Source organism: Streptomyces sp. CC228A, from assembly GCF_021390935.1.
Classification (GTDB): Bacteria; Actinomycetota; Actinomycetes; order Streptomycetales; family Streptomycetaceae; genus Streptomyces.
In genome coordinates this window covers 950204-971779 of the sequence record NZ_JAJPUI010000002.1, presented here as the reverse complement: position 1 = coordinate 971779, position 21576 = coordinate 950204, and the positions used below count along the sequence as shown (strand labels likewise).

22 protein-coding genes, 4 pseudogenes and 1 riboswitch are annotated in these 21576 nt (G+C 73.0%); of the genes and pseudogenes, 14 read left to right on the top strand and 12 right to left on the bottom strand.

What is annotated here, in order from left to right:
- Positions 1-12: 12 nt before the first annotated feature.
- Positions 13-369, bottom strand: coding sequence for a CU044_2847 family protein (locus L6E17_RS09760; RefSeq protein WP_236240333.1), 357 nt, complete (start codon positions 367-369; stop codon positions 13-15).
- 223 nt (positions 370-592) lie between these two features.
- On the opposite strand from L6E17_RS09760, the gene L6E17_RS09755 reads away from it, so the two are divergent.
- Positions 593-1024, top strand: a complete 432-nt coding sequence (locus L6E17_RS09755; RefSeq protein ID WP_236240332.1) for an Lrp/AsnC family transcriptional regulator — start codon at positions 593-595, stop codon at positions 1022-1024.
- Positions 1025-1076: 52 nt separating this feature from the next.
- On the opposite strand, the gene L6E17_RS09750 is transcribed toward L6E17_RS09755, so the two are convergent.
- Complete coding sequence (locus L6E17_RS09750; protein ID WP_236240331.1) at positions 1077-1616, bottom strand: carboxymuconolactone decarboxylase family protein; 540 nt, start codon at positions 1614-1616, stop codon at positions 1077-1079.
- Between the two features lie 47 nt (positions 1617-1663).
- Here L6E17_RS09750 and L6E17_RS09745 point away from each other — a divergent pair.
- Positions 1664-3105, top strand: a pseudogene (locus L6E17_RS09745) (PLP-dependent aminotransferase family protein).
- Positions 3106-3162: 57 nt separating this feature from the next.
- Positions 3163-3282, top strand: a pseudogene (locus L6E17_RS09740) (GntR family transcriptional regulator); the annotation flags it as partial.
- Between the two features lie 203 nt (positions 3283-3485).
- Here L6E17_RS09740 and L6E17_RS09735 read toward each other — a convergent pair.
- The 3 genes from L6E17_RS09735 to L6E17_RS09725 are packed head-to-tail and all read right to left on the bottom strand — an operon-like array spanning position 3486 to position 4374.
- Positions 3486-3920, bottom strand: coding sequence for a hypothetical protein (locus tag L6E17_RS09735; protein ID WP_236240330.1), 435 nt, complete (start codon positions 3918-3920; stop codon positions 3486-3488).
- Positions 3917-4186, bottom strand: coding sequence for a hypothetical protein (locus tag L6E17_RS09730; protein WP_236240329.1), 270 nt, complete (start codon positions 4184-4186; stop codon positions 3917-3919). Before L6E17_RS09730 ends, L6E17_RS09735 begins: the two co-directional genes overlap by 4 nt.
- Positions 4183-4374 carry a hypothetical protein gene (locus tag L6E17_RS09725; RefSeq protein WP_374109030.1) on the bottom strand — a complete coding sequence of 64 codons (192 nt, stop codon included), beginning with the start codon at positions 4372-4374 and terminating at the stop codon, positions 4183-4185. The genes L6E17_RS09730 and L6E17_RS09725 overlap by 4 nt, the downstream gene beginning before the upstream one ends.
- A 180-nt stretch (positions 4375-4554) precedes the next feature.
- On the opposite strand from L6E17_RS09725, the gene L6E17_RS09720 reads away from it, so the two are divergent.
- The 4 genes and pseudogenes from L6E17_RS09720 to L6E17_RS09705 all read left to right on the top strand — a co-directional run bounded on the left by L6E17_RS09720 (position 4555) and on the right by L6E17_RS09705 (position 7840).
- Positions 4555-5901 carry a tetratricopeptide repeat protein gene (locus L6E17_RS09720; protein WP_236240327.1) on the top strand — a complete coding sequence of 449 codons (1347 nt, stop codon included), beginning with the start codon at positions 4555-4557 and terminating at the stop codon, positions 5899-5901.
- A gap of 8 nt (positions 5902-5909) precedes the next feature.
- A pseudogene (locus L6E17_RS09715) lies at positions 5910-6203 on the top strand (PLP-dependent aminotransferase family protein); the annotation flags it as partial.
- Between the two features lie 147 nt (positions 6204-6350).
- The gene (locus L6E17_RS09710; RefSeq protein WP_236240326.1) at positions 6351-6632 is read left to right on the top strand and encodes a hypothetical protein; all 282 of its coding nucleotides are present in this window, start codon (positions 6351-6353) and stop codon (positions 6630-6632) included.
- Positions 6633-6658: 26 nt separating this feature from the next.
- On the top strand, positions 6659-7840 hold the full coding sequence (locus L6E17_RS09705; protein ID WP_236240325.1) for a glutathionylspermidine synthase family protein: 1182 nt from the start codon (positions 6659-6661) through the stop codon (positions 7838-7840).
- A 152-nt stretch (positions 7841-7992) separates the two neighbouring features.
- Here L6E17_RS09705 and rocD read toward each other — a convergent pair whose 3' ends face one another.
- Positions 7993-9201: an ornithine--oxo-acid transaminase gene (gene rocD, locus L6E17_RS09700; protein WP_236240324.1), complete on the bottom strand. Its 1209-nt coding sequence runs from the start codon at positions 9199-9201 to the stop codon at positions 7993-7995.
- 118 nt (positions 9202-9319) lie between these two features.
- Positions 9320-9410, top strand: a riboswitch (ZMP/ZTP riboswitch).
- A gap of 33 nt (positions 9411-9443) precedes the next feature.
- On the opposite strand from rocD, the gene glyA reads away from it, so the two are divergent.
- The 4 genes from glyA (at position 9444) to L6E17_RS09680 (ending at position 13685) form a co-directional block, all read left to right on the top strand.
- Positions 9444-10715: a serine hydroxymethyltransferase gene (glyA, locus tag L6E17_RS09695; RefSeq protein WP_236240323.1), complete on the top strand. Its 1272-nt coding sequence runs from the start codon at positions 9444-9446 to the stop codon at positions 10713-10715.
- 66 nt (positions 10716-10781) lie between these two features.
- The gene (trpS, locus tag L6E17_RS09690) at positions 10782-11852 is read left to right on the top strand and encodes a tryptophan--tRNA ligase (RefSeq protein ID WP_268984904.1); all 1071 of its coding nucleotides are present in this window, start codon (positions 10782-10784) and stop codon (positions 11850-11852) included.
- 93 nt (positions 11853-11945) lie between these two features.
- Complete coding sequence (locus L6E17_RS09685; protein WP_236240322.1) at positions 11946-12542, top strand: 2'-5' RNA ligase family protein; 597 nt, start codon at positions 11946-11948, stop codon at positions 12540-12542.
- A gap of 54 nt (positions 12543-12596) precedes the next feature.
- Positions 12597-13685, top strand: a complete 1089-nt coding sequence (locus L6E17_RS09680) for a YihY/virulence factor BrkB family protein (protein WP_308315854.1) — start codon at positions 12597-12599, stop codon at positions 13683-13685.
- 340 nt (positions 13686-14025) lie between these two features.
- On the opposite strand, the pseudogene L6E17_RS09675 reads toward L6E17_RS09680, so the two are convergent.
- Positions 14026-14748, bottom strand: a pseudogene (locus tag L6E17_RS09675) (D-alanyl-D-alanine carboxypeptidase family protein); the annotation flags it as partial.
- Positions 14749-14932: 184 nt separating this feature from the next.
- On the opposite strand from L6E17_RS09675, the gene L6E17_RS09670 reads away from it, so the two are divergent.
- The 3 genes from L6E17_RS09670 (at position 14933) to L6E17_RS09660 (ending at position 18346) form a co-directional block, all read left to right on the top strand.
- Positions 14933-15184, top strand: coding sequence for an SCO4848 family membrane protein (locus L6E17_RS09670; protein ID WP_236240320.1), 252 nt, complete (start codon positions 14933-14935; stop codon positions 15182-15184).
- An 11-nt stretch (positions 15185-15195) separates the two neighbouring features.
- Positions 15196-16686 (top strand): metallophosphoesterase, encoded by a 1491-nt coding sequence (locus L6E17_RS09665; protein ID WP_236240319.1) that lies wholly within the window; start codon positions 15196-15198, stop codon positions 16684-16686.
- 100 nt (positions 16687-16786) lie between these two features.
- Positions 16787-18346: an ABC transporter substrate-binding protein gene (locus L6E17_RS09660; RefSeq protein ID WP_236240318.1), complete on the top strand. Its 1560-nt coding sequence runs from the start codon at positions 16787-16789 to the stop codon at positions 18344-18346.
- 30 nt (positions 18347-18376) lie between these two features.
- Here L6E17_RS09660 and L6E17_RS09655 read toward each other — a convergent pair whose 3' ends face one another.
- From L6E17_RS09655 to L6E17_RS09635, 5 genes are all read right to left on the bottom strand, one after another.
- The gene (locus L6E17_RS09655) at positions 18377-19138 is read right to left on the bottom strand and encodes a TetR/AcrR family transcriptional regulator (protein WP_236240317.1); all 762 of its coding nucleotides are present in this window, start codon (positions 19136-19138) and stop codon (positions 18377-18379) included.
- A 9-nt stretch (positions 19139-19147) separates the two neighbouring features.
- On the bottom strand, positions 19148-19486 hold the full coding sequence (locus L6E17_RS09650) for a hypothetical protein (RefSeq protein WP_236240427.1): 339 nt from the start codon (positions 19484-19486) through the stop codon (positions 19148-19150).
- Positions 19487-19552: 66 nt separating this feature from the next.
- Entirely contained in the window at positions 19553-19960 is a 408-nt protein-coding gene (locus L6E17_RS09645) for a hypothetical protein (RefSeq protein WP_236240316.1), read from the bottom strand.
- 136 nt (positions 19961-20096) lie between these two features.
- On the bottom strand, positions 20097-20291 hold the full coding sequence (locus L6E17_RS09640; protein ID WP_236240315.1) for a ferredoxin: 195 nt from the start codon (positions 20289-20291) through the stop codon (positions 20097-20099).
- Between the two features lie 13 nt (positions 20292-20304).
- Positions 20305-21495, bottom strand: a complete 1191-nt coding sequence (locus tag L6E17_RS09635) for a cytochrome P450 (protein WP_236240314.1) — start codon at positions 21493-21495, stop codon at positions 20305-20307.
- Between the last annotated feature and the right edge of the window lie 81 nt (positions 21496-21576).

Sequence of the window (21576 nt, the reverse complement as noted above, 5' to 3'; positions counted from 1 at the left end):
CGGGCACCCGCGTCACGCGGCCGGCCCGGTCCCCTCGGCCCTGTGCCAGGTGAGGGTCACGGAGAAGTTCGCCGCGGTCGCGGTGCTGGCGATGACGACGTCGGCGCCCGCCGACAGCGACACCCCGAACTCCAGGGTGATCTCGTCGGGCGCGTTCGCGAGGTCGCGGAAGCGCCCCACGAAGCTCTCCGCCACCGGCCGCACCGTGTCCAGCATCTGACCGAACGACCGCTCGGCGCGGACCACGGAGCGGCCGCCGCGCCCCACGCGGACCAGGGTCTCGTCCACTTCGCGGACCTGTACCAGGACCGTGTCGTCGCTGCCGTCGCCGAGGGGCACCTCGACGGTGCGGACAGGGCGGTCGCCCATGCCGTACCTCCAGAGTCGGGGGTGGCGAGCGTAGTGAGCCCGCCGGGGCGTCCGAGGGTGGTTTCACAGGTGCTTCACCAGGACGGGGAACGCCCGCGGACGGCCGCCGCAGGCCGGGCCGGGCCCCGCTGACCTGCGACATCTTAGGAAGGACCGCACCACACAGGGTTGCGGATCGTGGCGGTACGATCTTGCTGTGGGAAATCAAATCACTCTGGATGCGGTGGACCGCGAAATCCTGTTTCACCTGCGGCAGGACGGGCGACTGACCAACGTCGAGCTGGCCAAACGGGTCGGCCTGACCCCGCCGCCCTGCCTGCGGCGGGTCAAGCGCCTGGAGGAGGCGGGGGTCATCAGCGGCTACCGGGCCGACATCGACCCCCGCGCGCTCGGCCGCGGGCTGGAGGTCCTCATCGACGTGGAGATCTACGCCAGGGACCGGCAGGCCGTCGCGGAGTTCGAGGAGACCGTGGCCGCCTACGACGAGGTCGTCGAGTTCCGCCGCATGTACGGGCGGCCGGACTACGTCATCCGCGTCGCCGTCGCCGACCACGGGGCGTACGAGGCGTTCCTCACCGACCGGCTCAGCGGCCTGCCCGCGGTCCTGCGCCTCCAGTCCCACCTGACCATGAAGACCATCAAGGCGGGCGGCTGAGCCGCGCGCGTCCGCCCCGGCGCCCCTCCGGCCGCCCCCCGCTCCTTCTGCGCTACTTCTGCGCCGTGAACTGGCCCGGGGTGTAGTGGCCGGGCACCGAGCGGGACGTCACCGCGATCCGGTTCCAGGAGTTGATGACCAGGATCAGGGAGAGCAGCCGGGCCAGCTCCCGCTCCTCGAAGTGCTCCGCCACCCGCGCGTACACCTCGTCGGGCACGAAGCCGTCCGTCAGCAGCGTGACCGCCTCGGTCAGCTCCAGGGCGGCCAGCTCCTTCTCCGTGTAGAAGTGCCGCGACTCCCGCCACGCGCCGAGCTGGATGATCCGCTCCGCCGACTCCCCGGCCGCCAGGGCGTCCTTGGAGTGCATGTCCAGGCAGAACGCGCAGTGGTTCAGCTGCGAGGCGCGGATCTTGACCAGCTCCGCCAGCGCCGGATCCAGCCCCTCGTGGGCCACCGCGTCCAGCCGGATCATGGCCTTGTACACGTCGGGCGCCAGGCCGGCCAGGTTCAGCCGGGCAGGCTCCTCGGGTGCGTACCCGGGGGAGGCGGGAGAGTCGGAGGCAGTGGGCGCGGTGATCGTGTTCGTCGTCATGTCCTCGACGCTACGCGCCGGTTGACGCACCTGTATGGTCCACTTCCATGACGGATCCCTGGGCCACTTCCCCCGGCGGCACCGACTTCCACCTGGAGATACGCGGCCCCCGCCGGCGCGCGGGCCTCATGGAGGCGATCCGCGAGGCCGTGCGCACCGGGCGCCTCGCCCCCGGCGCCCGGCTGCCGTCCTCCCGGGCCCTCGCCGCCGACCTCGGCCTCGCCCGCAACACCGTCGCCGACGCCTACGCCGAACTCGTCGCCGAAGGCTGGCTCACCGCCCGGCAGGGCTCCGGCACCCGGGTCGCCCCCGCGCGCCCGCCCGCCGCACCCCCGCCCGCCCCGCGGGCGCCGCCCTGCGGCTGCCCTGGGCCCGCACCCCGGACGCACCCCGCCACACGCTCCACCCCGGCACCCCCGACCTCGGCTCCTTCCCCCGCACCGACTGGCTGCGGGCCGCCCGCCGCGCCCTCGCCGCAGCCCCGCACGAGGCCTTCGGCTACGGCGACCCGCGCGGCCGCCCGGAACTGCGCGCCGCCCTCGCCGACTACCTGGCGCGCGCCCGCGGCGTGCACGCGGACCCCGACCGGATCGTCGTCTGCTCCGGCTTCCAGCACGGCCTGATGCTGGTCGGCGCCGCCCTGCACGCCCGCGGCGCCCGGGCCGCCGCCGTCGAGCCGTACGGCCTCGACGTCTACTGGCGGCGGCTGCGGGAAGCGGGACTGCGCACCCCGGCGCTGCCGCTCGACGAGCGCGGCACCCGCACCGAGGACCTCGACGCCCGCGGCCCCGCGCGGCCCGCCGCCGTCTACCTGACCCCCGCCCACCAGTTCCCCCTGGGCGGCGCCCTCCCACCCGACCGGCGCGCCGCCGCCGTCGACTGGGCGCGCGCCTCGGGCGGGCTGGTGCTGGAGGACGACTACGACGGCGAGTTCCGCTACGACAGGCAGCCCGTGGGCGCGCTCCAGGGACTCGACCCCGAGCGGGTCGTGTACGCCGGCACGGCCAGCAAGTCCCTCGCGCCGGGGCTGCGGCTCGGCTGGCTGGTGCTGCCCCGCGACCTCGTGGCGGACGTCGTCCGCGCCAAGGGCGACGCCGACTGGGCGTGCGGCGCGCTCGACCAGCTGACGCTCGCGGAGTTCCTCACGTCCGGAGCGTACGACCGGCATGTGCGGGCCATGCGGCTGCGCTACCGGCGGCGCCGCGACCAGCTCGTGGCCGCGCTCGCCGAGCGGGCCCCGGAGGTGCGGGTCAGCGGGATCGCTGCCGGGCTGCACGCCGTGCTGGAGCTGCCGCCGGGCACCGAGCGGTCCGTCCTGAGGGCCGCCGCCCTCCACGGGCTCCACCTCCAGGGCCTGGACTCCTTCCGGCACCCGGACGCCCCGCGGCGCGCCGGTGGCGGCCCCGACGGCCTGGTCGTCGGCTACGCCACCCCCACCGACAGCGCGTGGACGGGCGCGCTGGACGCGCTGTGCCGGGTGCTGCCGTGAGAATCCGCGCATGAAACGCCCCGCCCGGCGCTTGGCCGAACGGGGCGGGGTGATTTCGCTCCGGGTGAGCGCATCCCGTCCGAAGCCGAGCTGTGCGAGCGACACAAGGCCGCCCGCGAGACAGCGCGCCGAGCGGTGCGCGTGCTCCGGGAACGCGGGCTCGTCGTCACCGAGTAGGGCAAGGGGACGTTCGTTGCCGGTCCCGCCGTGCGGGGCGAGGACGAGCACCAGGACGCGTAGGAGCAGGGGAGCCCCGCCCATGCGGCACAGGGGCAATGCACGGGCGGGGCGGTGTGGCAACGCTTCCGGTCGCGTTGCCACCGGCACACCGAAGGGCGGGGGGAGGGAACCCCGGTCTGCCGGGACTCAGCGGGGGCGGGTCAGATCGGGAATCGCCATGTGTCGTCCGGGGCGTTCGGCTCGCCGGCGGGCGGCCGGACCGGCCACACGCACAGGGTGTACGTGCAATCCGTGTCCGGGATCTCGACGAACAGCGGATGCCGGCCCTTGATGTGCTCGCGTGCCTCGCGTTGCTCGTCCGGGTCCGCAGCCCACGCGCGGAGTTCCGCGGGGCAGTCCGGCACGGGCACGGTCGCCGCGCGCATGGTCGGCTGCACCCACGCCGAACGTTGCGGGTCGGGGGCGAGCAGGTCCGCGATACGCAGCGCTTCCCCGCGGAGCCACCGGAGCACCAGCACGGAGGAAACGCTCTGCGTGGTGCCCAGGACGTACGGCAGGGTCTCGCCCGTGCCGTACACCGGCCCTTCCGCGCGTACCTCTGCCCAGTAGACCGCCGGCTCGGGTCTGTCGGTCATGACGGGCACCCCCGCCACATGACCCACGGGCGTTCGATCACCTCGGCATAGCTGGTGTGCTCCGGGTGCTCCCGCATGTGCATGAACGCCCAATCCTGCGGCCTGGCGGGGTCCCAGCTTGCGGGGGACCGTGCGGCACACTCGGTGTCGTCCTCGGTGAGCGCGAGGCACCGGAACGCGTAGGTCAGCGGCGGGGCGTCGTCGTCCTGGTCGGGCCGTAACGTCCAGTCGACGAACCGGAACGTGCGGCGGGCGGCGGCCGTCACAGCCGCTCCCCCCGGCTCCGGGCGTTCGCGCGGGCGATCTCGGCCCGCAAACGCTGCTCGGGACTCACCGGCCGCACGTGCTCGGGCTCCGCCTCCCACTCCGCGCCTCCGCCGACGGGACGCAGTGACCAGTACGGGCCGGCGACTCCGCGGAACTCTCCGACGCGGCGACGGCCCGTGTCCACCATCAGCGCACCCACGGAGGGCGGCACCGGCTCTCCACTCACCTCATCCATCCCCTTTCGCTGCGAGCCCGGCTGTTCGCTCTAGGCAACCGTGTGATGACACGCAGCGGTACCGTTAAGGGACGCGCAAGGATTAAGAGCGTTAAGCGCATGGCGCTGTCGTGCATGGGGAGTTGAGCATCTGTGGGCAGCAGCGAACCGAACACCGCGTTAGAGCGGCTGTTCCGCGAAACAGGGTGGACGCTGCGGCAGTGCGCGCAAGCCGTCAACCGGATCGCAACCGAGCGCGGAACCCCGAAGCAGTACCGTGCGCCATCCGTTCACCAGTGGTTGAACGGGACTGTGCCGCGCGACGATGCACGGTCGCTCATCTTGGAAGCGTTCGCCCGAAGGCTTGGGCGGCCCGTCACCCATGCGGAAGTCGGCTTTCCCGCTCCCAGGGCTGGGACGGAGGCGACCGCACCCAGCACGGTGGACGGGATCATTGATCTTGGGAGGCTGGACATGGACCCTTCCCGCCGTGGTGTGTTGAGCGCCGCCCTGTTCTCGGTCGCCCTGGCAGTCCCGGACTGGCCGGACGTGGTGGGGCGCATGGAAGCCGTCCGAAGAGGAGCCCGGACCCGACTCGGCATGTCCGATGTGCACACGGTCTCTGCGATGACGGAGCAGCTCTCGTCCATGGACGACCAGTTCGGGGGCCGCACCGCCCGCCCGCTCGCCGCGACGTTCCTGGTGAACACTGTTGCGCCCTTCCTGCGCACGGACGGCCCCGAGGACGTACGCAAGGCCATGATGTCCGCCGCATCCGACCTCTGCTACCTCACGGGGTACATGGCGGTCGACGAGGGTCTGCACGGACTCGCACAGCGCTACTACCTGAAAGCGCTGGAGCTTGCGGGAGCGTCGGAAGACCACTTGACGTACTGCACCACGCTCCGCGGCATGAGTGTGCAAGCGGTGGACCTTCATCAGGCCCCGATGGCCATGCGGCTTGCGGATGCGGCAGCTTCCGCCTCCCCGCAGGCGGGGCCGCGGATGCGTGCTTTCCTCGCCGGTCAGCAAGCACACGCAGCCGCGCAGATCGGAAACCGGCGATCCGCGCTCAGGTACTTGCAGGAAGCAGAAGTGGCCATGGACAAGGCAGAGTCCCGCGGCAAGGTTTTCGGGTCATACGACCCCGCAGCCCTTCAGTACCACACCAGCCAAGTGCGGTTCGAGATGGGAGACACGCACGGAGCAGTCGCCGCCATGCAGGAATCGGACCGGCTCCGGTACAGCGTTTATCGGCGCACCCGCGTCAAGGAACGAGCGATCCTCGCTGAGCGGCAACTGGCTGTGGGCCATCTCGAAGCCGCGTGCCAGACCTGGGCACTCGCACTGGAGGATTACCCCCTGGTCAACTCGGGTCGTATCGACAAGCGCATGACGGCCATGTTCCACCTGATTCGCCCCCACGCTCGAAACCACGACGCGCAAGCGCTGTACGAACGCGCCCGCGCTGTCGTCCGGCCCGAACTGATCCCGGCATAGCGAACCACCGGCGCCGCGACCAGCTCGTGGCCGCGCTCGCCGAGCGGGCCCCGGAGGTGCGGGTCAGCGGGATCGCCGCCGGGCTGCACGCCGTGCTGGAGCTGCCGCCGGGCACCGAGCGGTCCGTCCTGAGGGCCGCCGCCCTCCACGGGCTCCACCTCCAGGGCCTGGACTCCTTCCGGCACCCGGACGCCCCGCGGCGCGCCGGCGGCGGCCCCGACGGCCTGGTCGTCGGCTACGCCACCCCCACCGACAGCGCATGGGCGGGCGCGCTGGACGCGCTGTGCCGGGTGCTGCCGTAGGGCCTGCTGTTCCTGCCGGGAACCGGCAGGCGCCGGCCCCGTACGGCTTCCGTCACCCTGGCTTACGGCACCTCCCCGGCTGGCCCTACCCTGGCGGCGTCCCACGCGTCGACGGGGAAGCACAGAAGCACAACGGGGGAGAACGACATGCGCATACGGCGCTCACGCCAGGTGGTCCTGGGAGGGATGGGCGCGCTCGCCCTGACCCTCACGTCCTGCAGCAGCGAACCGGACAAGCGGTGCGTCGACCGCGTGACCCGCGAGCTGCTGCCCGACTACAAGTGCAGCAGCAGCGGGGGTTCCGGCGGCAGCAGCGGCACCTACTACTACGGCGGCAACGTCCGCAACGGCAAGGTCGAGGGCGGCAGCTTCGACAAGTCGGCCGTCCAGCGCGGGGGCTTCGGCAGCTCCGGCTCAAGCGGCGGCTGAGCCGGCACGGGACGGAGCCGCACACCATGAGACGCCACACCATCGAGCCGCGCCCCGACTGGCAGCGCACCGTCGAGGAGCAGGGCTGCATCTACCCGCTCACCCGCCACCCCGACGGTTCGCTGCGCCCCTACTGGGACGAGAGCGCCTACTACTCCTTCACCCTCCCCGAGGTGGAGGCCCTGGAGGAGACCGTCGAGGAACTGCACGCGATGTGCCTGGGCGCCGCCGCGCACATCGTGGAGCACGACCGCTTCGCAGACCTCGGCATCACCGACCCGCGCCTGGCCGAGCGGGTCGCCGAGTCCTGGCGGCGCCGCGCCGAACTGCCCTCGCTGTACGGCAGGTTCGACCTGCGGTACGACGGGGACGGCCCCGCGAAGCTGCTGGAGTACAACGCCGACACCCCGACCTCCCTCGTGGAGGCCGCCAGCCCGCAGTGGTTCTGGATGGAGGACCGCTTCCCCGGCGCCGACCAGTGGAACTCGCTGCACGAGCGGCTCGTCGACGCCTGGAAGCGGCAGGCCCGCCTGCTGCCGCCGGGGCCCGTGCACTTCGCGCACTCGGAGGGCGACGAGATCGGCGAGGACCTGATGACCGTCGCGTACCTCCGCGAGACGGCCGAGCAGGCCGGCCTGGAGACCGAGGCGCTGTCGATGGAGGAGATCGGCTGGGACCGGCTGACCGGCCGGTTCGTCGACGACCGGCTGCAGTTCATCCGCAGCTGCTTCAAGCTCTACCCGTGGGAGTGGCTCGCCACGGACGCGTTCGGCCCGCACGTCCTGGACACGCTCGACAACGGCGGCGGCACCGGCACAACCTGCTGGATCGAACCCGCCTGGAAGATGCTGCTGTCCAACAAGGCGCTGCTGGCCGTGCTGTGGGAGCTCCACCCGGGCCACCCGAACCTGCTGCCCGCCTACCTCGACGGCCCCCGGGAACTCGCCCGGGAGGGCGGCTACGTCGCCAAGCCGCTGCTGGGCCGGGAAGGCGCCGGGGTCACCGTCCACGAGCCGGGCGCGGACCCCGTCGTCCGCGACGAGCCCTGCTGCTACCAGGGGCTGGCGCCGCTGCCCGACTTCGACGGGAACCGGGTCGTGCTCGGCGCGTGGGTCGTCGAGGACGAGGCGGCGGGCCTCGGCATCCGCGAGTCGGACGGCCTGATCACCGACACGTACGCCAGGTTCCTGCCGCACGTGATCCTCTGAGGCGCCCGCCGGGCCCCCGGCCGTACACCCCTCCGGGGCGTACGCCGGTCCCGCCGCACGCGGCCACGTCGTCCGGTGGGGCGCCGCCCGGTGGGGAGGCCCCCGCCGGACGGCGCCCGCCCGCGCCGGTCCCGCCGGACGGCGCCCGCCCGTCAGGCCCCCAGCACCTCCCGCAGCTGGTCGAGGCCCCAGTCCAGGTCCTCCTTGCTGATCACCAGCGGCGGGGCGATGCGGATCGTGGAGCCGTGGGTGTCCTTCACCAGGACGCCCCGCTGCATCAGCCGCTCCGAGACCTCCCGCCCCGTGCCCTTCGACGGCGTGACGTCGACGCCGGCCCACAGGCCGCGCCCGCGCACCGCCTCCACCGCGCCACCGCCGACCAGCAGACCCAGCTCCTGGTGCAGGTGCTCGCCGAGCTCCGCCGCGCGCTGCTGGTACTCGCCGGTGCGCAGCATCGCCAGCACCTCCAGCGCCACCGCGCAGGCCAGCGGGTTGCCGCCGAACGTCGAGCCGTGCTCACCCGGCCGGTGCACGCCCAGCACCGCGGCGCTGGACACCACCGCCGACACCGGGACGACGCCGCCGCCCAGCGCCTTGCCGAGCACGTACATGTCCGGCACGACGCCCTCGTGCTCGCACGCGAACGTCCGCCCCGTACGGCCGAGGCCCGACTGGATCTCGTCCGCGACGAACAGGACGTTCCGCTCCCGCGTCAGCTCCCGCACACCCGCCAGGTAGCCCGGCGGCGGCACCAGCACGCCGGCCTCGCCCTGGATCGGCTCCAGCAGCACCGCCACCGTGTTGTCGGTCATGGCCTCCCGCAGCGCCCCGAGGTCGCCGTAGGGCACGATCTCGAAGCCCGGCGTGTACGGGCCGTAGTCCGCCCGCGCCTCCGGGTCCGTCGAGAAGCTGACGATCGTCGTCGTCCGGCCGTGGAAGTTGTCCGCCGCCACGATGATCTTCGCGGTGCCGTCGGGGACGCCCTTGACGCGGTAGCCCCACTTCCGGGCGGTCTTCACGGCGGTCTCCACCGCCTCCGCGCCCGTGTTCATCGGCAGCACCATCTCCATGCCGCAGAATGCGGCGAGCTGCTCGCAGAACTCCGCGAACCGGTCGTGGTGGAAGGCGCGGGACGTCAGCGTCACCCGCTCCAGCTGCGCCTTCGCGGCGTCGACGAGGCGGCGGTTGCCGTGCCCGAAGTTCAGGGCCGAGTACCCGGCCAGCATGTCGAGGTAGCGCCGCCCCTCGATGTCCGTCATCCAGGCGCCCTCCGCCGTCGCCACGACGACGGGCAGCGGGTGGTAGTTGTGCGCGCTGTGCGCCTCGGCGGAGGCGATCGCCTTCTCAGTGGTGCTCGACACGGGGTCTCCGTTCGTCTTTGTACGGCCGGTCGTAGAGCCCAGGTGGTGCTCTGGTCTCTATCGTCGCTCGCGATGCGGACGGGGAAACCAGGCCCCCGGCCCCGCGGTTAAGGTGGGGGGTACGCGCGGCGACTGGCGTACGGGGAAACGACCCCGGGGAAGCCGCGTGCGGCAGACCGCACAGGGTGCCGCCCGCCTGGGCACCCCGGCTCACGACCGACGCGCTGCCCCCGGAGGACGCCATGCCCGCACCCGCCGCCCACCACCCCGCCCTCGCCGCCGCCGACCCCGAGCTGGCCGCGCTCGTCGGCGCGGAGGAGCGCCTCCAGGCGGAGACCCTCCGCCTGATCCCCAGCGAGAACTACGTGTCCGCCGCCGTGCTGGAGGCGTCCGGCACGGTCCTGCAGAACAAGTACAGCGAGGGCTACCCGGGCCGCCGCTACTACGAGGGCCAGCAGGTCATCGACCAGGTCGAGCGGCTCGCCGCCGACCGCGCCAAGGCCGTCTTCGGCGTCGACCACGCGAACGTGCAGCCCTACTCCGGCTCGCCCGCCAACCTCGCCGTGTACCTGGCGTTCGCGCAGCCCGGCGACACCGTCATGGGCATGGCCCTGCCCATGGGCGGCCACCTCACCCACGGCTGGGGCGTCTCCGCGACCGGCACCTGGTTCCGGGGCGTGCAGTACGGCGTACGGCAGGACACGGGCCTCGTCGACCTGGACGAGGTCCGCGAACTGGCGCTGAAGGAGCGCCCCAAGGTGATCTTCTGCGGCGGCACCGCCCTGCCCCGCACCATCGACTTCCCGGCCTTCGCGGAGATCGCCCGCGAGGCGGGCGCGGTCCTGGTCGCCGACATCGCGCACATCGCCGGCCTGATCGCCGGCGGCGCCCACCCGTCGCCCGTACCGCACGCCGACGTGGTGTCCACCACCACCCACAAGACCCTGCGCGGGCCGCGCGGCGCCATGCTGATGTGCCGCGAGGAGCACGCCAAGGCGATCGACAAGGCCGTCTTCCCCGGCCTCCAGGGCGGCCCCCACAACCAGACGACCGCCGCCATCGCCGTCGCCCTCCACGAGGCCGCCCAGCCGTCCTTCCGCGACTACGCCCACGCCGTCGTCGCCAACGCCCGGGCGCTGGCCGAGGCGCTGCTGGCCCGGGGCTTCGACCTGGTCTCCGGCGGCACCGACAACCACCTCGTCCTCATCGACCTCACGGGCAAGGACGTGCCCGGCAAGACCGCCGCGAAGGCCCTCGACCGGGCCGGCATCGTCGTGAACTACAACACGGTGCCCTACGACCCGCGCAAGCCCTTCGACCCGTCCGGCATCCGCATCGGCACGCCCTCCCTCACCTCCCGCGGCCTCGGCGCGGAGCACATGGGGGCCGTCGCCGACTGGATCGACCGCTCGGTGGCGGCGGCGCAGAAGGGCGACGAGGACGCCCTCGCGGCCGTCCGCGCGGAGGTCGCCGACCTGATGGCGCAGTACCCGGCGCCGGGTATCCCCGCCTGAGCAGCGCGCGGTCGTTGCGTGAGGCACGGCAACGAGCGGTGGGCGGGACCTGAGACAATGAGCAGCATGGCCTCTGCTGATCGCGCTCCCGTCTCCCACCACCAGCCCCATGGGAATGGCTTCGCCCTGCAGTCCCGTCCGCGGGTGCTCTCCGGGATCCAGCCCACCGCAGGCTCGTTCCACCTCGGCAACTACCTCGGCGCGGTCCGCCAGTGGGTGGCGCTGCAGGAGACCCACGACGCCTTCTACATGGTCGTCGACCTGCACGCCATCACCGTCCCGCAGGACCCCGCCGAGCTGCGCGCCAACACCCGGCTGGCCGTCGCCCAGCTGCTGGCCGCGGGGCTGGACCCGGAGCGCTGCACCCTCTTCGTGCAGAGCCACGTCCCGGAGCACGCCCAGCTCGCCTGGGTCATGAACTGCCTCACCGGCTTCGGCGAGGCGTCCCGCATGACGCAGTTCAAGGACAAGTCCGCCAAGCAGGGCGCCGACCGCGCCACCGTCGGCCTCTTCACGTACCCGATCCTGCAGGTCGCGGACATCCTGCTCTACCAGGCCGACGCGGTCCCGGTCGGCGAGGACCAGCGCCAGCACATCGAGCTGACCCGGGACCTCGCGGAGCGGTTCAACCAGCGCTTCGGGGACACGTTCACCGTCCCGGCGCCGTACATCCTCAAGGAGACGGCGAAGATCTACGACCTCCAGGACCCCAGCGCGAAGATGTCGAAGTCGGCGTCCACGCCCAAGGGGCTGATCAACCTCCTCGACGAGCCGAAGGCCACCGCCAAGAAGGTCAGGAGCGCGGTCACCGACACCGACACGGTGATCCGCTTCGACCCCGAGGGGAAGCCCGGCGTCAGCAACCTGCTGACGATCATGTCCACGCTCACGGGCCGCCCGGTCGACGAGCTGGTCGAGGGCTACGAGGGCAAGATGTACGGCGCGCTGAAGACGGAGCTGGCGGAGGTCGTGGTCGACTTCGTCACGCCCTTCAGGACCCGCACCCAGGAATACCTGGACGACCCGGAGACGCTGGACTCGATCCTGGCCAAGGGCGCCGAGAAGGCCCGCGCGGTCGCCGCCGAGACCCTGGCGCAGACGTACGACAAGGTGGGTTTCCTGCCCGCGAAGCACTGAGCCCAAACGGCTCTGGCCACGGGACGGGCCGAGGCGCCACACTGACGACCGGACCATCGCATCACCGCGTGACCGACGGATGAGGAGAACGACGTGGGGACCGTAACGCTCGGCGTTTCGATCGCGGTCCCGGAGCCCTACGGCAGTCTGCTCCAGCAGCAGCGCGCGGGCTTCGGCGACCCCGCGGCCCACGGCATCCCCACGCACGTCACCCTCCTCCCGCCGACCGAGGTCGACGAGGACCGGCTGCCGGAGATCCGGGCCCACCTGGCCCGGGTCGCGGCCGGCGGCCGGGCCTTCCCGATGAGGCTCGCCGGCACCGGCACCTTCCGCCCGCTCTCCCCGGTGGTCTTCGTCAAGGTCGTCGAGGGCGGCGCGGAGTGCGCGGGCCTCCAGGAGCGCATCCGGGACGCCGACGGGCCGCTCGCCCGCGACCTGCCCTTCCCGTACCACCCGCACGTGACCGTCGCCCACGGCATCCCCGACGAGGCGATGGACCGGGCGTACGAGGAGCTCGCCGGCTTCGCCGCGGAGTGGACCGTGTGCTCCTTCGCCCTGTACGAGCAGGGCGCCGACGCCGTCTGGCGCAAGCTGCACACGTACGACTTCGCCCGCGGCGGGGCCGGGCCGACCGTGCCCGCCCAGGGCTCCCCGGTCGACGAGCACGCCACCACGACGCCCTCCTGCTGAACCGCGGGTGCGCCGAACGCCATGGCGGCCGCCCCGCGGTGGTAGGCGTACGGAATGGACTGGCTGACCAAGCTCCCCGTCATCGGCCCGTGGGCCGCCCGCCTCATGCGCACGCACCTGTGGCGGGCCTACGAGACCCTGGACCGCGCCCACTGGACGCGCCTGGCCGCCGCGATCACCTTCCTCAGCTTCCTCGCGCTGTTCCCGCTGATCACCGTGGGCGCCGCCGTCGGGGCCGCGCTGCTCAGCGACGAGCAGCTGCGCTCCATCGAGGGCAAGATCAGCGAACAGGTGCCCGGCATCTCCGAGCAGCTCGACATCGGCTCCCTGGTCGACAACGCCGCCACCATCGGTCTGGTCGCCGGCGCCCTGCTGCTCCTCACCGGCATCAGCTGGATCGGCTCCCTGCGCGAGTGCCTGCGGGCGGTGTGGGGCCTCGACGAGGAGGAGGGCAACCCGGTCGTCCGCAAGGGCAAGGACGCCCTGGTCCTGCTGGGCCTCGGCGTGACGGCCCTGCTGTCGCTCGCCGCCTCCTGGCTGGGCTCCACAGCGGTCGGCTGGACCGCCGACCAGCTCGGCATCGGCGGCGGCGGCGCGGGCGGCGCCCTGCTCCAGGCGGGCGCGCTCGCCGTCGCCGTGCTGGCCGACTTCCTGCTGCTCCTCTACCTGCTGACGCTGCTGCCCGGGGTGGAGCCGCCGCGCCGCGACCTGGTGGTGGCGGCGCTGATCGGCGCGGTGGGGTTCGAGCTGCTGAAGCTGCTGCTCGGCGGCTACATGCGGGGCGTCGCGGGCAAGTCGATGTACGGGGCGTTCGGCGTGCCGGTGGCGCTGCTGCTGTGGATCAGCTTCATGGCGAAGCTGCTGCTGCTGTGCGCGGCGTGGACGGCGACGGGCGCCCGGACGGACGGGCAGGAGGAGGTGGCGGAGAAGGCCCCTGACCGGCGGGAGACCCAGGAGAGCCGGGAGGGCGGGGAGGCTACAGGTCCCCGGAGCGGCTCCCGGCCGGATCCGCGACCTGCTCCGCGGCCGGCCCCGGAGCCACGCCCGCAGCCGGGTCCCGGGCCGGGTCCGCAGCCGGGGCCCCGGACGGACGTGCGGCCCGGTCCTCTTCCGGGGTCCTCCGGAGCGGCAGCCACCGATTGACGATCAGCACGACGGCGGCGAGCGCCACGAGCACCCCGCCGAGCACGGCCAGGGCGACCCCGGCACCGCTGGACGCCCGGGAGGCCCCGGTCCGCTGCTCCGCGTCCCCGCCGGCCTCGACCGTGCCCCCGTCCTGCTCCTGCCGCCCGGCCGGCTCCTGCGGCCGGGCGGACTTCGGCGGGACGAGCTGCCCGACCGGCTTCACCTTCCCGGCGGCGGCGAAGCCCCAGTCGAACAGCCGCTGCGTCTCCTTGTAGACGGCGAAAGGTTCCTTCGAGGAGGGGTTCATCACGGTCACCAGGAGCACGCGCCCGCCGCGCTCGGCGACGCCCGTGAACGTGGACCCGGCGTGCGTGGTGGTGCCGTTCTTCACCCCGGCGATGCCCTTGTACGGCTGGAGGTCGCCGGCCCCGGTCAGCAGCCGGTTGGTGTTCTGGATCTCGAACGTCCCGCGCTTCTTGCCCGGCTTCTCCTCCCCGGGGAAGGCCGCCCGCACGGTGGAGGCGTAGCGCCGGAAGTCCGCGTTCTGCATCCCGCTCCGGGCTATCAGCGTCAGGTCGTACGCCGACGACACCTGGCCCTCGGCGTCGTAGCCGTCGGGGGAGACCACGCGGGTGTCGAGCGCCTGGAGCTCCTCGGCGCGCGCGTTCATCTCCGCGACGGTCTTGGCTATGCCGCCGTTCATCGCCGCCAGCACGTGCACGGCGTCGTTCCCGGACCGCAGGAACACCCCCATCCACAGGTCGTCGACGGTGTAGGTGCTCTTCTCCTTGATCCCGACGAGGCTGGACCCCTCACCGAGCTGCGCCAGCTCCTGCGGGGCCACGCGGTGCTTCTGCGTCCTGGGGAACTTCGGCAGCAGCGTGTCCGCGAACAGCATCTTCAGCGTGGACGCCGGGGCGAGCCGCCAGTGCGCGTTGTGGGCGGCCAGCACCTGCCCGCTCTCGGCGTCCGCGACGATCCACGACCGGCCGCTCAGCTCCTTGGGCAGCACGGGCGCCCCGCCCGCCAGGTCCACCTGCGTGCCCGGCTTCGCCAGCCGCTCCCCGCCGACGTTCGACATGACGGCGGGCGGCTTCGGCTGCGGGGCGGGTACGGGCTCCTCCGCCAGGGCGGGACCCGCGGCGAGGGGCACCAGCAGGGCGGCGGCGGCGACGGCGGCCGGGACCTTCGTGAGAGCAAGCACGAGCGAGAACGTACCGCCACCCGGCTCCGCGGCCGACACCGGTGCACCCGATACTGGCTCCATGAAGCTGAGCCGCCCCGTCTCCTGGTTCCTGCTCGCCTTCGGCGTGTGGAGCTGGTTCATCTGGATCACTTTCGTCAAGAACCTGTGGAACGACGCGAGCGGCCTCGCTTTCGACGACGCGGGTGAACCGACCGGGTACTTCTGGGTCCATCTTCTGCTCGCCGTCACGTCCTTTCTCCTGGGGACGGCCATCGGCGTGATCGGGTTGCGGGGCCTGCGCGCGCTGCGCCGCCAGGACCCGGCGCGCTAGGGGCCCCGCACATGCTGCTCTTCGCCGCCGTCCTGGCCCTGGTCCTCACCCTGCTCGCCGTCGTCCACTGGTACGTGTGGCGCCGCCTCGTCCGCGACGTCACCCGTCCGGGGAGCGCCCTGCGCCGGGCCGGCACGGCGGCGGCCGTCGCCCTGCCGCTGCTGTCCCTCGGTGCGCTGACCGCCTCCCGCGCGGGGGCGCCGTTCTGGCTCCAGCAGGTCGTGGCCTGGCCCGGCCAGATGTGGCTGGCCCTGCTCCTGTACCTGGTCCTCGCCCTCCTGGTGACGGAGGCGCTCCGCCCGGTGCTCATGCGGTGGCCCCGCCCCCGCGGGTCGGCGGACCACCCCGTGCGGTCCGCCGACGCCCCCGCGCCGGGCGGTGCATCCGCGTCCGCCCCGGGCGGCAGCCCCGCGCCCGCGTCCGGTGCGGGCCGCGCCGCCGCGTCCCCGGCCGGCGCAGGACCCGCGCCCGCGGCGCCCGGCGGCCCGCGCCCCGCCGCGGCCCCGGCCGCGACGGCGGTGGCCGAGGCGGCGGGGCCGGAGCCCGCGGGGGAGGCGACGGAGCCGGAGGCACCGCAGTCGCCAGGGCAGGAGTCCGCCGGGCAGGAGGCACCGGAGCCCCGGCCGCAGGGGCCCGCCGGGGAGGAGGCCCGCCCGCAGGGGCCGGCCGGCGGGATGCCCCGGCGGCTGTTCGTCAGCCGTGTCCTGGGCGGCGGCGCCGCCGCCGCGGCGACCGCCACGGTGGGCTACGGCACGTACGGCGTGCTGCGCGGCCCGCAGGTCAAGCGGGTCACCGTCCCCCTCGCCCGGCTTCCCCGCGCCGCGCACGGACTGCGCGTCGCCGTGGTCAGCGACATCCACATCGGCCCCATCCTCGGCCGCGCCCACACCCAGCGCATCGTCGACACGATCAACCGCACGCAGCCCGACCTCGTGGCCGTCGTCGGGGACCTCGTCGACGGCTCCGTGGAGAACCTCGGCCACGCCGCCGAGCCCCTCGCCCAGCTCCGCGCCCGCTACGGCAGCTTCTTCGTCACCGGCAACCACGAGTACTTCTCCGGGGCCGAGGAATGGGTGGAGGAGGTCCGCGAGCTCGGCCTGCGGCCGCTGCGCAACGAGCGCGTCGAAGTCCCCGGCGGCTTCGACCTGGCCGGCGTCAACGACGTGGCGGGGGCGAACTACGGCGACGGCCCCGACTTCGCGCGGGCCCTCGGTGACCGTGACCCGGCCCGCGCGGCCGTCCTGCTCGCCCACCAGCCGGTGCTCATCCAGGAGGCGGTGCGCCACGGGGTGGACCTCCAGCTGTCCGGGCACACCCACGGCGGGCAGATGTGGCCGGCCAACCACCTGGCGGAGCTGGCCAACCCGACCCTCGCGGGCCTTGAGCAGTACGGCGACACCCAGTTGTACGTCTCACGCGGGGCGGGCGCCTGGGGCCCGCCGGTGCGGGTCGGCGCGCCCTCGGACATCACGGTGGTGCAACTGGCATCGCGTCAAGCGTAGTTGCGCGACCGCGCAGCGAATCCTATCCCTTTGACAAGTTAACAACCTGTGATTGAGTTTGCGCCATCGCACTGGGGAGGGCGTGAAAGGAATCACGGTTATGCGAGCGATCCGTGTCCGGATCATCATAGTTTGTCTTGCTCTGGTAGCTGCCGGGATAGGGGCCTGGCACCTGCTTCCGGTCAGAGGGGAGAACGGCCGGCCCATCGTGGTCGGCACCACCGACACCGTCACGTCACTCGACCCGGCGGGCGCGTACGACGCCGGGTCCTGGGCGGTCTACAGCAACGTCTACCAGTCACTGCTGACCTTCGAGGCGGGGTCCACGACCCCGGTCCCGGACGCCGCGAGCACCTGCGGGTTCCTCGGGACCTCGCTGACGGCGTACCAGTGCACCCTGCGGGAGGGGCTGACGTTCGCCAACGGCCGGGAGGTGACCGCCCAGGACGTCAAGTACTCCTTCGACCGGATGCTGGGCATCGCCGCGGACGTGGGCCCCGCGCCGCTGTTCCCGACGCTGGAGAGCGTCACGGCGGACGACCGCTCCGTCGTCTTCCACCTCGACGCGCGGGACGCGACGTTCCCGCAGAAGCTCGCCACGGGCGCCGGAGCCATCGTCGACCGCGACCGCTACCCGGCGCAGGGGCTGCGGGAGGACGCGGCGGTGGACGGCTCGGGGCCGTACGTCCTCGCGGAGTACCAGCCCGGCGTCCGCGCCCTGCTGGAGCCCAACCCGCTCTACCGGGGCGCCAACGACCGCCCTGCCGCGTCGATCGAGGTGCGCTACTACGCCGACGGCGAGCAGCTCGCCGCCGCCTGGCGGGACGGCGAGGTCGACGTGACGCACCGCCAGCTCCCGCCGAAGACGCTGTCCGCCCTGGACCCGGCCAAGGACGGCATCCAGATGACCGAGGCGACGAGCGCGGAGATCCGCATGCTGGTCTTCAACCTGCGCTCGGCGTCCCCGATGTCGGAGAAGGCGGTGCGGCAGGCCGTCGCCTCCGTCGTGGACCGGCCCGGGATCGTCACGAGCCCCTACGAGTCCACGGTCGAGCCGCTGTACTCGCTGATCCCGCGCGGGTTCCTGGGCCACGGCACGCCGTTCTTCGACCGCTACCCGGACGACGCCGGCCGGGTCGAGCGGGCGCGGAAGCTGCTGGAGGAGGCGGACGTCGAGACGCCGGTGGCCTTCACGCTCGGCCACCGCGAGGGCGCCGTCTGGGCGGCCGAGGCGGCGGAGCTGCGCCGGCAGCTGGAGGAGTCGGGGCTGTTCCGGGTGACGGTGAAGTCGGCCGAGTGGACGAGGTTCCAGGAGGGGTACGGGAACGGCGAGTACGACGCGTACGGCCTGGGCTGGGTACCGGACTTCCCGGACCCGGACAACTTCACCCAGCCGCTCGTGGGCCGCGACAACGCCCTGCAGAACGCGTACGAGAGCCCCGGGGTGGACAAGCTCGTGGCCGCCACGCAGGGCCGTGCGGACCGGTCGCGGGCGGTGCGGGACTTCCGGCAGATCCAGGAGGCGGTGGCGCAGGACGTGCCGGTGCTGCCGCTGTGGCAGAAGAAGGACTACGTCCTGAGCACGGGCGACGTGGCCGGGTCCCAGTACCTGTCGGACGGCACGGGCATCTGGCGGCTCTGGCACCTCAGCTGGCTCTAGACCGGGCCGCCGAGGGGCCGGCCGGCGCCGCTACGGCGCAGCCGCCCCCCGGCTGCCCCGCCCCTGCGCGTCCCGCTCCATGGCGTCCTTCGCGCCCGGCATGAACTCGACGATGACGTCGTGGGCCTGCCGGGCGAGCGGGCGCACCACCCGGAACCGGGACAGGGTGATGGCGCGGGCGGCGAGCGGTGCGGTGCGCTCCACGAGGCGGCGGCTGCGCTCGGCGCCCTCGCTCCGGTCGTAGACCCAGTACAGCACGAGCCCCATGTGCATCAGCCACATCATGTGGGGCAGCAGCGGGGCGAGCTCCGGGGCGGTCTTGGCGTCGGAGCCGTGCAGGACCCGCTCGTGGATGGAGATCACGGCGCGCCGGGCCTCGACGGAGTCGGGGGAGAAGGGGCTGAGCGGGCTCTCGGGGTCGGCGGCGTTCTTGAAGAACTGCGCCGCGAACCGGTGGTAGGGCTCGGCCACGTCCAGCCAGGTCAGGAGCGAGTCCCGGATGCGTACGGCGAGGTCCTTGTCGCCGTCGAGCACGGGCTGCACGGCCGTCTCGTGCTCGGCGGCGAGCCGGTCGTAGAACCCCTGGACCAGGTGCTCCTTGGAGGCGAAGTAGTAGTAGGCGTTCCCGACGGAGACGCCGGCCTCCTGGGCGATGGCCCGCATGGTGGTCTTGTCGAAACCGCGCTCCTGGAACAGGCGGAGCGCGGTTTCGAGGATCAGGGTGCGGGTCTGCTCGCTCTTGGCCGCCCTGGCGCCGGCCTTCGCGTCCTTCTGCTCCTGGTGCTCCTTCACAGGAGGAGCCTAACGGGGTGTTCCCGTGGTCCCGCACCGCCCGCCCGCGCAGGTCGGCGCGGTGGCCTCGCGCCACCTGGCGGCTGCGAGGACGGCCATCCGGGCGAACGGCCGACCGGTGGGGCCGGCCAGCCAGTGGGCCGTGCCGCGGTGTTCGGCGAGCGCCCACAGGCAGGTGATCCAGGCGTCGGTGCCCCGGTAGACCTGCCCGCCGTCCCCCACGACGGTGATCTCCTCCAGCGTGGCGCCGTGGTCCAGCGCGGGGAACCGCCGCCGGGCCTCCTCGGACCCGGCGGGCACGAGGTCGAGCGGTACGAGCACGGGCTGCCGGAGCAGCCAGTGCCGCATGTGCACGCACAGCGGGCACTGGTGGTCGTACAGCACGGTGAGCCGGGTGACGGGCTCCACGGCGGATCAGGCCCGGGCGGTGGGCGCGGTCCACGCCTGCGGCGGGACGGGCGGCTGCTGCCGCTGCTCCAGGGTGCCGCGGCGGCGGATGCGGTTGAGCACGTAGAAGTTGAACAGGTGCAGCACGCCGAGGACGAGCAGTACGACGCCGAGCTTCACCGAGAGCGCCTCCAGCAGCATCCGCGCGTCCGTGACGGCCGACTCCCGGCTGAGGTAGAGGGCCACGAACCCGAGGTTGACGAGGTAGAACCCCACCACGAGCAGGTGGTTCACGGCGGGGGCGAGCTTCTCGTTCCCCTTGAAGACGTCGGTGAGGAAGACCTGTCCGTTCTTGCTGAGCGTCCTCGCCACCCAGATGGTCAGAGCCACGCTGATCAGCAGGTAGACGACGTAGGCAACCACCGTGAGGTCCATGCCCCACCCTCCTTGAACACGTTCAAAACGCTGTCGGGAATGACTGTACGCCTTCTTTTGAACATGTTCAATGCGATCGGCGGGTGCTGCCCGTGCAGGGGCGGCACCCGCCGGACAAAAGGGGGGTGAGGTCGGTTTACGGCTCGGTGAGGGTGACGGCCCGGACGGGGCAGGCGCGGGCGGCCTCGCGGACCAGCGGGCTGCCCCCGCCGTCCTCGCGGCCCGGCAGCACCGCGCCGAACCCGTCGTCGTCCTGGGTGAACACGTCAGGTGCCGTCAGGGCGCACTGCCCGGCGCCGATGCACACGTCGCTGTCGAGGGAGATCTTCATGGGTCCAGGCTCCTCACCAGACGACCGGCAGCTCCACCATTCCCTGCAGCGTGTCGCCCGGTGTGAACGGGATGTCCTCCGCGGGGGCCGCCAGCCGCAGCCCCGGGAACCGGGCCAGCAGGGCGCGCAGGGCGATCTCCATCTCCGCGCGGGCCAGGTTCTGGCCGAGGCACTGGTGGATGCCGAACCCGAACGCCACGTGGTGGCGGGCCGCCCGCTCCCAGTCCAACCGGTCGGGGTCCTCGTACACCTCCGCGTCCCGGTTGATCACCGACGTCGGGAAGACCAGGCCCTCACCCGCCGCGATGGTCGTGCCCGCCACCTCGATGTCCTCCGTCGCGAAGCGCAGCATGCCGTCCGCGATCGACAGGAACCGCAGCAGCTCCTCCACCGCGGCCGGCATGCGCGACGGGTCGGCGCGCAGCTCCGCCAGCCGCTCCGGGTGCCGCAGCAGGGTGAAGGTGCCCAGCGACAGCATGTTCGCGGTCGTCTCGTGGCCCGCGATCAGCAGGATCAACGCCAGGTCGACCAACTCCCGGCGGTCGATGCGGCCCGGCGCGTACTGCTCCCGTACGAGGTCGTCGAGCAGGCCGCCGCCGGGCTCCGCCTGCTTCCGGTCGGCCAGGTCCCCCAGGTACTCCTCCAGGCGCTCCAGCGCCGCCAGGGAGTCCTGCGCCCGCGGCCCGCGCAGCGCCCGCCGCGACTGCTCCTCGAAGAACTCGTGGTCCGCGTACGGCACGCCGAGCAGCTCGCAGATCACCATGGACGGCACCGGCAGCGCGAACGCGCTCACCAGCTCCGCGGGCGGACCGGCCGCCTCCATCGCGTCCAGCAGCCCTTCCGTGATCCGCTCGATGCGCGGCCGGAGCGCCGCGACGCGCTTCACGGAGAAGCCGGAGATCAGCATGCGCCGCTGCCGGTTGTGCTCCGGGTCGTCCTGCCCGAGCAGGGCGGCCCGGCGCCGGCTGCGGACGGCCTCGGCGCGCTCCGCGGGGACCGGGAACGCCTCATGGGTGGTGTCCGTGGACAGCCGGGGGTCGGCCAGCAGCTCGCGGGCCGCCGCGTGGCCGGTCACCAGCCACACCGGGCGGCCGTCGTAGAGCCGGCCGCGGGCCAGCGGCCGGGAGGCGCGCAGCGGGGCGTAGCCGTGCGGCGGGTGGTAGGGGCACGTGCGGTCCTGCGGGAAGGTGACGTCGTTCGCCATGGGGGACCTCGCACTCGGACGGGGACGGCGGACACGCAGACGTGATCGGCACGCCTGCCGCTCCCACTACATGCCGACTGC